General features: G+C 62.8%; 20 protein-coding genes. All 20 read right to left on the bottom strand.

From position 1 onward, the window contains the following. Positions 1 to 22 precede the first annotated feature (22 nt). Positions 23 to 541 carry a 30S ribosomal protein S5 gene (gene rpsE, locus HRU71_15350; GenBank protein ID QOJ04779.1) on the bottom strand — a complete coding sequence of 173 codons (519 nt, stop codon included), beginning with the start codon at positions 539 to 541 and terminating at the stop codon, positions 23 to 25. Between the two features lie 21 nt (positions 542 to 562). Continuing rightward, positions 563 to 931, bottom strand: a complete 369-nt coding sequence (locus tag HRU71_15345; GenBank protein QOJ04778.1) for a 50S ribosomal protein L18 — start codon at positions 929 to 931, stop codon at positions 563 to 565. Between the two features lie 23 nt (positions 932 to 954). Continuing rightward, the gene (gene rplF, locus HRU71_15340) at positions 955 to 1533 is read right to left on the bottom strand and encodes a 50S ribosomal protein L6 (GenBank protein ID QOJ04777.1); all 579 of its coding nucleotides are present in this window, start codon (positions 1531 to 1533) and stop codon (positions 955 to 957) included. A 53-nt stretch (positions 1534 to 1586) separates the two neighbouring features. After that, complete coding sequence (gene rpsH / locus HRU71_15335) at positions 1587 to 1982, bottom strand: 30S ribosomal protein S8 (GenBank protein QOJ04776.1); 396 nt, start codon at positions 1980 to 1982, stop codon at positions 1587 to 1589. 75 nt (positions 1983 to 2057) lie between these two features. Beyond that, positions 2058 to 2243, bottom strand: a complete 186-nt coding sequence (locus tag HRU71_15330; protein ID QOJ04775.1) for a type Z 30S ribosomal protein S14 — start codon at positions 2241 to 2243, stop codon at positions 2058 to 2060. Positions 2244 to 2254: 11 nt separating this feature from the next. Continuing rightward, entirely contained in the window at positions 2255 to 2818 is a 564-nt protein-coding gene (gene rplE / locus HRU71_15325; GenBank protein QOJ04774.1) for a 50S ribosomal protein L5, read from the bottom strand. Positions 2819 to 2911: 93 nt separating this feature from the next. Further along, the gene (gene rplX, locus HRU71_15320) at positions 2912 to 3265 is read right to left on the bottom strand and encodes a 50S ribosomal protein L24 (protein QOJ04773.1); all 354 of its coding nucleotides are present in this window, start codon (positions 3263 to 3265) and stop codon (positions 2912 to 2914) included. A gap of 46 nt (positions 3266 to 3311) precedes the next feature. Further along, the gene (gene rplN, locus HRU71_15315; protein QOJ04772.1) at positions 3312 to 3725 is read right to left on the bottom strand and encodes a 50S ribosomal protein L14; all 414 of its coding nucleotides are present in this window, start codon (positions 3723 to 3725) and stop codon (positions 3312 to 3314) included. Then, positions 3725 to 4006 (bottom strand): 30S ribosomal protein S17, encoded by a 282-nt coding sequence (gene rpsQ / locus HRU71_15310; protein ID QOJ05040.1) that lies wholly within the window; start codon positions 4004 to 4006, stop codon positions 3725 to 3727. The genes rplN and rpsQ overlap by 1 nt, the downstream gene beginning before the upstream one ends. 60 nt (positions 4007 to 4066) lie before the next feature. Beyond that, positions 4067 to 4333 (bottom strand): 50S ribosomal protein L29, encoded by a 267-nt coding sequence (gene rpmC, locus HRU71_15305; GenBank protein ID QOJ04771.1) that lies wholly within the window; start codon positions 4331 to 4333, stop codon positions 4067 to 4069. 40 nt (positions 4334 to 4373) lie between these two features. Then, on the bottom strand, positions 4374 to 4793 hold the full coding sequence (gene rplP / locus HRU71_15300; protein ID QOJ04770.1) for a 50S ribosomal protein L16: 420 nt from the start codon (positions 4791 to 4793) through the stop codon (positions 4374 to 4376). Positions 4794 to 4812: 19 nt separating this feature from the next. Further along, positions 4813 to 5613, bottom strand: a complete 801-nt coding sequence (gene rpsC, locus HRU71_15295; protein QOJ04769.1) for a 30S ribosomal protein S3 — start codon at positions 5611 to 5613, stop codon at positions 4813 to 4815. A 7-nt stretch (positions 5614 to 5620) separates the two neighbouring features. Beyond that, positions 5621 to 5962: a 50S ribosomal protein L22 gene (gene rplV, locus HRU71_15290; GenBank protein ID QOJ04768.1), complete on the bottom strand. Its 342-nt coding sequence runs from the start codon at positions 5960 to 5962 to the stop codon at positions 5621 to 5623. Between the two features lie 19 nt (positions 5963 to 5981). Next, complete coding sequence (gene rpsS, locus HRU71_15285) at positions 5982 to 6269, bottom strand: 30S ribosomal protein S19 (GenBank protein ID QOJ04767.1); 288 nt, start codon at positions 6267 to 6269, stop codon at positions 5982 to 5984. Positions 6270 to 6298: 29 nt separating this feature from the next. After that, positions 6299 to 7168 carry a 50S ribosomal protein L2 gene (gene rplB, locus HRU71_15280; GenBank protein ID QOJ04766.1) on the bottom strand — a complete coding sequence of 290 codons (870 nt, stop codon included), beginning with the start codon at positions 7166 to 7168 and terminating at the stop codon, positions 6299 to 6301. 33 nt (positions 7169 to 7201) lie between these two features. Continuing rightward, entirely contained in the window at positions 7202 to 7513 is a 312-nt protein-coding gene (gene rplW / locus HRU71_15275) for a 50S ribosomal protein L23 (GenBank protein ID QOJ04765.1), read from the bottom strand. Between the two features lie 7 nt (positions 7514 to 7520). Continuing rightward, positions 7521 to 8168 carry a 50S ribosomal protein L4 gene (gene rplD / locus HRU71_15270; protein ID QOJ04764.1) on the bottom strand — a complete coding sequence of 216 codons (648 nt, stop codon included), beginning with the start codon at positions 8166 to 8168 and terminating at the stop codon, positions 7521 to 7523. A gap of 104 nt (positions 8169 to 8272) precedes the next feature. Beyond that, entirely contained in the window at positions 8273 to 8923 is a 651-nt protein-coding gene (gene rplC, locus HRU71_15265) for a 50S ribosomal protein L3 (GenBank protein QOJ04763.1), read from the bottom strand. Between the two features lie 153 nt (positions 8924 to 9076). Then, a complete protein-coding gene (gene rpsJ / locus HRU71_15260) occupies positions 9077 to 9385 on the bottom strand; it encodes a 30S ribosomal protein S10 (GenBank protein ID QOJ04762.1) in 309 nt (102 codons plus the stop codon). Positions 9386 to 9682: 297 nt separating this feature from the next. Next, a complete protein-coding gene (gene fusA / locus HRU71_15255) occupies positions 9683 to 11959 on the bottom strand; it encodes an elongation factor G (GenBank protein QOJ05039.1) in 2277 nt (758 codons plus the stop codon). Positions 11960 to 12049: the final 90 nt, after the last annotated feature.

Raw genomic sequence — 12049 nt, 5'->3', positions numbered from 1 at the left:
GCGGTCTTTTTCATTCGGGCCATCAGGCCGACAGCGTCACGCCGCGTAATTTCTCAACCGTCGCTCGATCGCGCAGCGTCAGCAGCGCGTTCATCGTGGCCTTGACCAGGTTCTTCGGGCTGCTCGAACCGTAGGCCTTGGTCAGGCAGTCCTTCACGCCGGCAAGCTCCAGCACCGCGCGGACGCTCGCGCCGGCGATGACGCCGGTTCCTTCCGATGCCGGAAGCAGCTTCACGCGGCTGGAACCAAAGCGCCCGATGACTTCGTGCGGAATGGTCGAGCCGCTTAACGGCACCTGTCGCATCGCGCGCGTCGCAGCCTTGCGGCCCTTCTCCACGGCGTTGGGCACTTCGTTGGCCTTGCCGTAGCCGAAACCGACGCGGCGATTGCGATCGCCCACCACCACCAGCGCGGCAAAGCTGAATCGCCGACCGCCCTTGACCACTTTCGCGCAACGGTAGACCTTCACCACGTTGTCGTCATACGACGGACCAGATTGCTCGTCGCGCGGTTGTTGTTGTTGTCGTCTGCGAATCGCCATGCTTGACTCTTCCGTCTTTCCTTAAAACTCCAGACCGCTCTTGCGCGCCGCCTCGGCCAGCGCTTTCACGCGACCGTGATACGGGCGGCCGTTCCGATCGAACGCCACCTGTTTGATCCCTTTCATCCTCGCGCGCTCGGCAATCACCTGGCCGACCAGCGCAGCGGCCTTGCAGTTGCCGCCGTACTTCACTTGTTCGGCGAGCGCCTTGTCGACCGTCGAAGCCGCACAGAGCGTTCGGCCGCTCAAGTCGTCCACGAGCTGCGCGCTGATATTCGCCAAACTGCGGAAAACCGTCAGCCGCGGGCGCTGGGGCGTGCCCAGCAGGTTCGCGCGAACCCGCCGCTTGCGGCGATCATGACGCGCCTGTTTGAGTTTCAGTTTCTTCATTGCATCACCAACCCATCGCCTGCTTACGCGCCGGTTCCGGCAAACGCCTTGCCGGCCTTGCGTCGAATCTGCTCACCAAGATAGCGAACACCCTTGCCCTTGTACGGCTCGGGATGCCGCGCGTCTTTCACCGCCCGCGCGACCGTGCCGACCACCTGCTTATCGATGCCGGTAATCGTCAGCTTGGCCGGTGTCTCGTCGCCCTTGGTCTGGGCGACCTCGATCGCGACCTTCACACCCGCGGGAATCGGCACCTTGATCGGGTGCGAATAGCCCACGTTCAACTCGAGCGTCTGCCCCTGCACCGCACAGCTGTATCCGGTGCCGTAGATTTCCATCTTTTGTTCGTAACCGGTGCTCACGCCCACCACCATGTTCTGAAGCAGCGCGCGGGTCGTACCGTGCAGCGCGCGATGCTGGGCACTGTCGCCCTCGCGCGTGACGACGAGCACATTGGCGCCGGCATCGTGCGCTACCTTCACGCCGCGCGCATGGCGAAACGAAAGCGTGCCTTTCGGTCCGGTCACGCTGATCTGATCGCCCTGGATCGTCGGCTTCACGCCGCTCGGCAGTGCAATCGGCTTTTTTCCTACTCGTGACATCGTCCTGTCCTCTATCGCGGCGCGTCCGGTCGCCGAGCGAATCAACCAACCAATCAATACACCGTGCAAACCAGTTCGCCGCCGACCTTCTTCTCCCGGCACTGCCGGTCCGACATCATGCCCTGGCTCGTCGATACAATCGCGATGCCCATGCCGTTCAGCACCCGAGGAATCTCATCGACCGAGACGTACTTGCGGCAACCCGCCTTGCTCTCACGCTTCACGAAATTGATCACCTGTTCGCCGCGCGGACCGTACTTCAGCGTGATGCGCAACGCACCCTGCTTGCCGTCGTCGATCTTCTCGGCGCCTTCGATGAAGCCTTCCTGCTTCAGCACCTCGCAAACGGCCAGCTTCACGCTGCTGAACGGAACCATGATCTGCTTTGTCCGGTTCCGAACGCCGTTGCGAATCCGGCTCAACAGGTCTGCTAACGGATCACTCCACATGCATCTGCCTCGTTCTCGTTTCATTCACCGCGGCGGCCGTCAACATGCGGCTGTCCGGTTCATTTCGTGGTCGGTTTACCAGCTCGCCTTGCGCACGCCGGGGATCTTGCCTTCCAATGCCATGTTGCGAAAACACAATCGGCACAACTTGAACTTCTTGTACACCGCGCGAGACCGCCCGCACACTTCGCAACGCGTGTACGCCCGAACCTTGAACTTGGGCTTCGCCTTCGCCTTGATCCGCCAGCACTTTCTCGCCATGTCCGCCGTCCTTAATTATTCGTGCCCGTCTTTTCGTCTTTCCGGAACGGCATGCCCATCAACGTCAGAAACCGCCGGCACTCGTTGTCGTTCCGGGCCGACGTCACGAACGTGATGTTCATTCCCTGCTGAAACTCGACCTTGTCCGCGTCGACCTCGGGGAAGACCGTTTGTTCGGTCAGGCCCATGCTGAAATTGCCACGGCCGTCGAAGCTGCGCGGGTCCAATCCGCGGAAGTCGCGAATACGCGGAATCGCCACGCAAATCAGCCGATCGAGAAACTCGTACATGCGCTTGCCGCGCAACGTCACCTTCGCGCCGATCAGAAGGCCCTCGCGCAGCTTGAAGTTCGAAACGCTCTTGCGCGCCGCGCACAGCACCGGCTTCTGACCGGTGATCTGCGCAAGCTCCTTCGCCGCCGCGTCCAGCCGCTTCTTCTCCTGGGTCGCCTTGCCGACGCCCATCGACACCACGATTTTCTCCAGTCGCGGGATCGACAGAACGTTCGTCCGGTTCAGCTCCTTCTGGAGCGCCGGAAGCACCTCTTTTTTGTACCGTTCCTGCAACCGTGCCATGTCTCGTCTTCCAAACCGGGCCGCGTCCGCCGCGACCGCATTCTTCCTGATTCTTCCAGAGCGGCGATTCACTTCACGCCGCGTTGCCGATGGTTACTTCGTCGCCGTCGCCTTCGCCTCTTCCAGCACCGTGCCGCTTCGCGTCACGCGCTTGCGCGACAGCACCTTGCCAGCGGAATCCCGTTGCACATCGAACCGAACGCGTGACCGGCGGCCCGTCTTCGGATCCACCGGCAAGACGTTCGACACGTGAATCGCCGCTTCCTTGCGGATGCGTCCGCCCTGCGGATTGGTGCGGCTGGGTCGAAGGTGGCGATAGACCAGGTTCACGCCTTCGATGAAGACGCGGTCGTTCTTCGGGTCGACGCGGAGCACGCGCCCCTGCTCGCCCTTGTGGTCCCCGGCGATGACTTCCACCAGGTCGTTCTTGCGAATCTTCGCTGCCATCGTTGTTCCGTCCCTTGTCAGCGCCGCCGCCGGCGGCCCCAGCGTGTCAAACCACTTCGCTCGCGAGCGAGACGATCTTCATGAATCCCTTTTCGCGCAGCTCGCGGGCCACGGCGCCGAAGATGCGCGTTCCCTTCGGATTGCGCTCGTCGTCGATGATCACCGCCGCGTTGCTGTCGAACTTCACGTAGCTGCCATCGGGCCGGCGAACCTGCTTCTTGGTCCGCACGACCACGGCCTTCACCTTGCGCCGGGCGCCGCGCTCCTTGCGCGTCGAACCCATGAGGTAATCACTGTTGGGCAGCGCCTTCTTCACGGCACACACCACGATGTCCCCGACCGACGCCGTGCGCCGCGTGAACGAACCCCGCGCCGTCGAGCCGCCCAATACGCGGATCACCAACGCCCGCTTGGCGCCCGTGTTGTCCGCGATGTCCACTACGCTCTCTGCCTGGATCATTACGACACCTGTATCGCCTTGCGCACCACGCGCAGCAATCGCCACGATTTCGTCTTGCTGATCGGCCGGCATTCCATGATCTCGACCACGTCGCCCGCCTTCGCCTCGTTCTTCTCGTCGTGAACGTGCAGCACGCTCCGACGACGCTGATACTTGCCGTACTTCGCATGCTTCACCAGGCGATCGATGCGCACCCGCAGCGTCTTGTCGCCCCGGTCGCTCTCGACCACCGCTATCTTCGTGCGCCGGCCTTTGCGTGCCGTCGCACCGGATGTCGTCATCGTGTCCATTGCTGCCATCGTTCTACCCATTGGCACGATTCGCACGTGCCGGTTTGCTCGCTATGCCTTCTTGGCCGTCGCCTTCGCGCTCCGGCTGCCGCCGGTCGACTCCAGCTTCATCTGCTTCTGCTCGACGTCCTTCTCGCCACGCTCATTCAACACCGTCAGCAGGCGCGCGATGTCCTTCTTGGTCTTGGCCAGTTGCGTCGGATCTTCCAGCTTCTCCGTCACGCGCTGGCTGCGCAAGTCAAACAGGTGCCGACGCAGACGGTCCAGCTCGTTATGAAGCTCGTCGGTCTTCAACTCGCGGATATCCGTTACCTTCATCGCCCTTGCTCCCCGGCGCCCAGCGCCGGACTCGCTCTCTTCAAATTCCGTGTCGCCGCTTCACGAACCGGCACCGCATCGGCATCTTGTGGGCCACCCCACCCAACGCCTGCCGCGCCACCGTCTCATCCACGCCGCCAATCTCAAACAACACCGTGCCGGGCTTGACCACCGCGACCCAGTAATCCGGCTCGCCCTTGCCCTTGCCCATGCGCGTCTCCAACGGCTTGCTCGACACGCTCTTATGCGGAAAGATGCGAATGAACACACGACCCTGCCGCTGCAAAAAGTGCGACGCGCACATGCGTCCCGCCTCGATCTGCCGACCGCTGATCCAGCCGCCCTCCAGCGTCTGCAACCCGAACTCGCCGTACGAGACGGTGTTGCCGCGGGTGGCATTGCCGCGCACCTTTCCACGCTGGTGCTTGCGATACTTCACTCTCGACGGCATCAACGCCATGACTGCTCACTCCCTCGTATTAACTTTCCTGGCTCGCGTTCGTGCCGTCACTGCCCGACGGCGCCGAATCCGGCGCCGATGCCACGCCGGGCGGTCCACTTTGCTGACGCAACGCGCGCGCCCGTCGACCGCGCGGCGCCGTCGCCGATCCGCCCTCGACGGCCGACGCGGCGTCGACTTCCTCGCCATATTGACCCTTGTAGAGCCAGACCCGCACGCCGATCGCGCCATACGTCGTAAACGCCGTCGCGAAGCCGTAGTCCACGTGGGCGTCCAGCGTCTGGAGCGGAATCGAGCCGATCTTCTGCGTTTCCATCCGCGACATCTCCGCGCCGCCCAGCCGCCCCTTGCAGATGACTTTGACGCCCAGCGCGCCGGCGCCGATCGCCTGCTCGCAGCGCTGCTTCATGGCCCGGCGGAATGAGGCGCGGCGCTTGAGCTGCTCGCAGATGTCCTGAGCGATCAACTGGGCGTTCAAATCGGGATTCTTGATCTCGACGATGTTGACGCTCACCTTGCGATCGATCAGGTCCTCCACCGCCTCGCGGAGCTTGTCCACCTCGGCCCCCCTCGGACCGATGACCATGCCCGGCCGCGCCGTGTGCAGTACGACCTTCACCTCGTTGCGCGTCCGCTCGATCTCCACCTTGGCGCAACCCGCAAAGGGCGGCGTGCGGTTCAGCTTCTCATCGATGAGCTTCCGAATGCGCTGGTCCTCGATCAGAAACTCGGCGTAGGCCGCCTTCGGCGCGTACCAGCGCGACCGCCAGTCTTCGGTGACGCCGACTCGGAATCCGATTGGATGCGTTTTCTGTCCCATGTTGCCTTTAGCCCCTCGGTCCTTCGCCGACCGTCACCACGATGTGACTGGTTCGCTTGTGAATCGAATGCGCCCGACCGCGATCCTTCGGCTGGAAACGCTTGATGATCGGTCCGCCATCGACCCGCGCCTCGTGAACGAACAACCGCCGCACGTCGGCTTCCTTCTCGTCGGCGTCGGCCATCGCTGCGCGAAGCACTTTGTCCACCAGGACGCTCGCGCGCTTGTTGGTAAACTTCAGCAGATCCAGCGCCTCATTCACGTGACGCCCGGCGATCAGCTCGGTCACCAGACGCGCCTTGCGCGGGCTGATCCGGGCGAATCGGTGTTTGGATGTAAACAGTGCCATGTCTTACTACTCCGCGCGATCACTTCGCCGGGGCCGCTTCGCCGGCCGCCTTCTTCGAATGGCCTCGCCACGTACGCGTCGGGGAAAACTCGCCCAATTTGTGGCCGACCATGTCTTCGGTCACGAACACCTTCTTGAACTGCTTGCCGTTGTGCACGTCGAACGTCCGACCGACAAACTCCGGCGGAATCGTGCAGCGCCGCGCCCACGTCTTGATCGGCTCGTGGCTGTTTTCGCGGATCGCCCGCTCCACCTTCTCGAAGAGGCGGGGATCGACGTACGGTCCTTTTTTCAGGCTGCGTCCCATGCTGTCCTCGTCACTCCTTCAGCTTCTTCTCACTTGCGCCGCTTCAGCGACACCTGGCCGTACCGGCGGCTCTTGCGCCGACGCAGAATGCGACGATTCGAATTCTTGCGCGGGTTCCGCGTCCGGCCGCCCTTGGCCAGCTTGCCCGTCGGGCTGCATGGATGCCGACCGCCGCCGCTGCGCCCCTCGCCGCCACCCAGCGGGTGCGCCACCGGGTTCATGGACGTGCCGCGATTGTGCGGCCGCCGGCCCAGATGCCGTTTCCGGCCGGCCTTGCCGAGAATGATGTTCTTGAAGTCGAGATTGCCGAGCTGCCCGACCGTCGCGCGACATTCCGCGCGAACCTGGCGCATTTCGCCGCTTGGCAAAATGATCGTCGCCCAGCCTCCCTCACGCGCCGCCAGCCGCGCCACCCCGCCGGCCGTGCGCACCAACTTGCCGCCTTGACCCGCGACCATCTCGATGTTGTGAATGTCCATGCCGACCGGCATGACCTTCAACGGCAGGCAGTTGCCCAGTTTCGGCTCGGCCTCCGGGCCACTCATCACCGTGTCACCGGCCATCAGGCCGTTCGGCGCGAGGATGTAGCGAAGCTCGCCGTCGGGGTACTTCAACCGGGCGATGAAACAATTTCGATTCGGATCGTACTCAATCGCCTGGACCGACGCCGGGACGCCGTCCTTGTTGCGCTTGAAGTCGATCACGCGGTACATCCGCTTGGCGCCGCCGCCGCGGAACCGCGAGGTCGTGAAACCCTGGTTGTTACGCCCGCCGGTCTTGACCAGCGGACGAAGCAGCGACTTCACCGGGCGCAGGCGCTTGTCGGTCAACTCCGCGAAATCGTTGACGCTGCTCTGCCGCCGACCGGCCGTCGTCTTCTTGTAGATCTTTACGCCCATGGCTCGTTCGCCTTCGTTCTCGTTGCGCCGTGTTTAGAACAGGTCGATGTGCGAGTTCGCATCCAGCACGACGACCGCCTTCTTCCAATGCCGCGTCAGACCCATCTTGAACTTGTACCGCCGGCGCTTGCCGGGATGGTTGCTCGTGCGAACGCTCGACACCTTCACGTTGTAGATCTTCTCCACCGCCGCGCGAATCTCCTGTTTGTTCGCCTCGGGGTGAACCTCAAACGTGTACGAGCCGCCGCGACCGGGACGCGTTCGCGTCGCCGCGTGCGAAAGCTTCGTCTGGTGCATGCCCTTCTCGGTGACCAGCGGTCGCTTGATGATCTGATAGATATCCATGCTTCACCTATGCCCTCGCCGGTCGGCCCGCCGTTCGCGGGTCTTTCGTAATCGCGCCAAACGCCTCGGGCGTGAAGATCAGCATCCGCGCACGCAATATGTCATACGCATTCGCATCCCACACCAGCTTCACGCCGAAGTTCGGAATGTTCCGCGACGAGAGACGCACGTTCGGATCTTCCGTCGTCACGGCCAGCAACGCGCCGCGATCCGCCTTGATCGCCTTCAACATCCCGGCCATCTGCTTGGTCTTCGGGGCGGTCAGCTTCAGATCCTTCAGGATCACCGCCGCGCCGCTTTTGGCCTTGGCCAGCACCGCGCTGTTCCGGGCGAGCTGTCGCATCTGCTGCGGCAGCTTCTGCGAGAAATCGCGATTGATTTTCGCAAAGGCATGGCCGCCACCGACCCGTACCGGCGTGCGAACGTTGCCCGCGCGGGCGTTGCCCGTCCCCTTCTGGCGGTACAGCTTCCGCGTCGAGCCGTCGACCATGCCGCGGCTGCGCGTCTGAACCGTGCCTTGCCGCTGGTTGTTGCGATACGCCACGACCGCCTGCTTGAGCAGCGCGGTCCGCACGCGGCCGCCCAGCACCGCCGGGTCCAGCTTCTCGATGCCGACCTGCTCGCCCTTCATGTTGAAGACTGGTATCTCAATCATGTCCTTACCGTCTCAATCGCGCGTCCCATTCGCGCCCGCTCGGCCGCGTCTTCCCTCAAACAAAAAAGGCCGCCGCGGCCGGATGCCGCCTGCGACCCGTCGTGCTATCCCTTTGTCTTCGCCTTACAAACCAGAACGTATCCACCCTTCGGGCCCGGTACCGCGCCTTTGATCAACAGCAGGTTTCGATCCTTGTCGATCGAAACGAGGCGCTGGTTGCGGACCGTGCATCGCTCGTGGCCCATGTGGCCGGCCATCTTCTTGCCCTTCTTCACGCAGCGGCCGAACCCACGATTGCCCTGCGCGCCGATGCCGCCGGCCGATCGGTGCTTGCGCTCGACGCCGTGCGAGGCTTCCTGGCCGGCAAAGTGGTGCCGCTTCATGACACCCTGAAACCCCTTGCCGATCGACGTGCCGACGACGTCCACGAACTTGATCTCCTGCTCGGCGAAGAGTTCGACCGTCACCACATCGCCCGGGTTCTTGTCGGTCGCTTCGGTCAGGCGAATCTCCCGAACGAAGCGCTGCGGCTTCGAGGCGGCCTTGCTTGCATGCCCGATCTGCGGCAGCGTCGCGCGGCTGGGCTTGACCTGTTCGTAACCCAGCTGCACGGCTTCGTAGCCGTCAATCTCCAACTTCTTCACTTGAAGAATGGGACAAGGCCCGGCCTGCACGATCGTGACGGGGACCGATGCCCCCGCCTCGTCGAAGATGCGGGTCATGCCGATTTTTTTGCCAAGGATGGCGGCTCTCATAAGGCACTTCCACCTGCGCCGAGACCTCACCGGTCCGGCGATCCATGCGACTTCTTCACGCGCGATAAAGGCTCACGCGTACGCTAATCAAAAAGGGTCTTTGAATGGATCAAAACAGAGGAACGGGCGACAGACGACATCGCCGGTTCGTGTCTAAGCTTTGATCTTCACAAAAACGCCCGCCGGCACCACAAGCCGGTTCAAAGCTTCTACCGTCCGCGCGGTCGGCTCGAAGATGTCGATCACGCGCTTGTGCGTGCGCATCTCGAACTGCTCGCGAGACTTCTTGTCCACGTGCGGACTGCGGAGCACCGTGTAGCGCTCGATGCGAGTCGGCAATGGAATCGGCCCGCGAACGCGTGCATTGGTCCGCTTGGCGTGGTCCACAATCTCGCGCGCCGAGATATCCAGCGCGCTGTGATCGTACGCTTCCATTCGAATTCGAATCTTGTCTAACGCCACCGCTTGTCCTTCTTCGTGCTGCCAACAGACCCGGTTACGCCGTTTCTGCGTAACGTAGCCCAGCAATGGTAATCATCTTCCCAACGTTGTCAACAACCATGATGCCTGATTATGCGAAGCCCATTGCACCGTGTCGCAAGTACATTTACGGCAATAAGTTATGGCGATTCCGGGACCGAGGTCTACGACGCACGGCATCCAAAAAAGCTCCAACCCGCCGGCCGTGCACTCTGTGCAGCCGTGCGATGCCTGCCCTGCTTTATTTGACGTTCCAGCAACTAACCGAGGCGACTCGGTCTAAACGTACCCGTGTTTGCGCAACAGCTCGTTTTGCAAATTTTCCGGCATGGCTTCGTAGGTCAGCGGCTCCATCGACCAGCTTGCCCGCCCCTGCGTGAGCGTGCGCACGCGCGTCGAATACTGGAACATCTCCGCCAGCGGCACGCGCGCGTGAATCACACGGTCGCGCCCGCGGATTTCCGTGTCTTCGATGATCCCGCGCCGCGCCGACAGGTCGCCGCTGACCGGGCCGAAGTAATCATCCGGCACCGTCACGATTAATCGCATGATCGGTTCGAGCATCACCGGGCCTGCATTTCGACAGGCTTCTTCAAAGGCCAGCCGCCCGGCGCTTTCAAACGCCAGCTCCGAGCTGTCCACCTCGTGCTCCTGGCCGTCGAGCAGCGTCGCCCGCACGTTCAGGATCTCGTACCCCGCCAGCACGCCCATCGGCAGGCAGTCGCGCACACCGCGCTCCACGGCCTGCACATACTCATACTTGATCTTGCCTCCGCCGATCTCGTTGAAAAACTCAAACTGCTCGCCGCCCTTGGCCGGCGTGAACGGCTCGACGCGCAGCTTCACGACGGCGTATTGCCCATGACCACCCGTCTGACGGATGAACCGCCCCTCGGCCTCGGCGCGCTTCGTGATCGCCTCGCGATAGGCCACCAGCGGCTGCCCCACGCGCACCGGCACCTTGAAGTCCTTCTCCAGTTTGTACGTCAGCACTTCGAGGTGCAGCTCGCCCATGCCGGAGATCAGCGTCTGACCCGTTTCGGGGTTGTAAAAGTGCTTGAACGTCGGGTCCTGCCGCGCCATCTTGCCGAGCGTTTCGAGCAGCAGTTCCTTGTCCTTCGTGTTCTTCGGTTCGACCGATACGCTGATGACCGGCGTGGGAAATTCGATGCGCTCCAGCACGATCGGATCACGCGGCTCGCAGAGCGTGTGGCCCGTCAACGCGCTTTTCAGCCCCACCACCGCGACGATATCACCCGGGCCGGCTTCGTCGATCTGCTCGCGCCGCTTGGCGAACATGCGGAACATGCGGCTGACGTTTTCTTTCTCGCCGGTGTTCGCATTGAAGACGCGCGAGCCGCCCTTGAACACGCCGGAGTAGACCCGAACGTAGTAAAGGTCCATCGGCTTCTCGGCGACAATCTTGAACACCAGCGCGCTCATCGGCTCGTCGCGCCGAGCCGAACGATGAATGATCGCGTGATCTTTCAGCGAGACGAAGCCCTCCACCGGCGGCCGATCCAGCGGCGAGGGCAGATAATCCACCACGCCGTCGAGCATCTTCTGAACGCCCATGTTCTTGAGCGACGAGCCGCAGAAGATCGGGTTGGCCTTCAGGGCCAGCGTGCCCTTGCGCAGGGCAGCGCGAATCTCAGCCGGATCAAGCGGTTGGCCTTCGAGATACTTGTGCATCACGTCGTCGTCCAGCTCGGCGGCTTTCTCTTCAAGGTTGTGCCGCCATTGCTTTGCTTCGTCGAGCAGTTCGCAGGGAATCTCAAACGCCTCGACCGTCGCGCCCTGCTGCCCCGTGAAGCGATAGGCCTTCATTTCAACGAGATCAACGATGCCTGAAAACGTCCCCTCTGCCCCAATGGGAATCTGCACGGGGATCGGATGCGAATCAAGCCGCTCGGCGATGGACGTCACCGAGGCGAAGAAGTCCGCCCCGATTTTGTCCATTTTGTTCAAAAAACAAATCCGCGGAACCTTGTATTTCGACGCCTGTCGCCACACCGTCTCCGACTGGGCCTCGACGCCTTCCTTCGAATCAAACACCACGACCGCGCCATCCAGCACGCGCAGGCTGCGCTCCACCTCGGCGGTGAAATCGACGTGGCCCGGCGTATCAATCAGATTGATCGAGTGATCGCGCCACGAAAGCGTCACCGCCGCGCTGAAGATGGTAATCCCGCGCTGTTGCTCCTGCTCGTCGAAATCGGTCGTCGTCGTGCCGTCGTCGACCTCGCCGATCTTGTGCGTCCGCCCCGCGTAGTACAGCACGCGCTCGGTCGTCGTCGTCTTGCCCGCGTCGATGTGCGCGGCGATCCCGATGTTCCGCACCTTCGCCAGGCGCGAATCGCTGGTACGGCCTTCCTCCGATGACTTCCCGCTCAAAGGGCACCATCCGTTTCGATCAAACGGGGCACTATACTCGGTCGCACAGCGCTGCGCAAACAGGAGCGGCCACCCAGGAGCCGATGGCGCATGCAAATCGAATCCGCTTGGCCGCCAGGAGCCGCTGCGTTGCCAACCCGTCTGCGACGATCCCGCCCACATGCACCGCCCGGCGCGATCGATGGACCCGCCGCCTGAACCCAGCCGATACCAACAATAGCGAAGCACCGACAGGGAGGAATCCGCGCTCAC

The sequence above is a fragment of the Planctomycetia bacterium genome, assembly GCA_015200345.1.
Taxonomy (GTDB): Bacteria; Planctomycetota; Phycisphaerae; order UBA1845; family UTPLA1; genus PLA3.
Note: the sequence above shows the minus strand (reverse complement) of the source record. Positions and strands in the feature narration are given on the sequence as shown.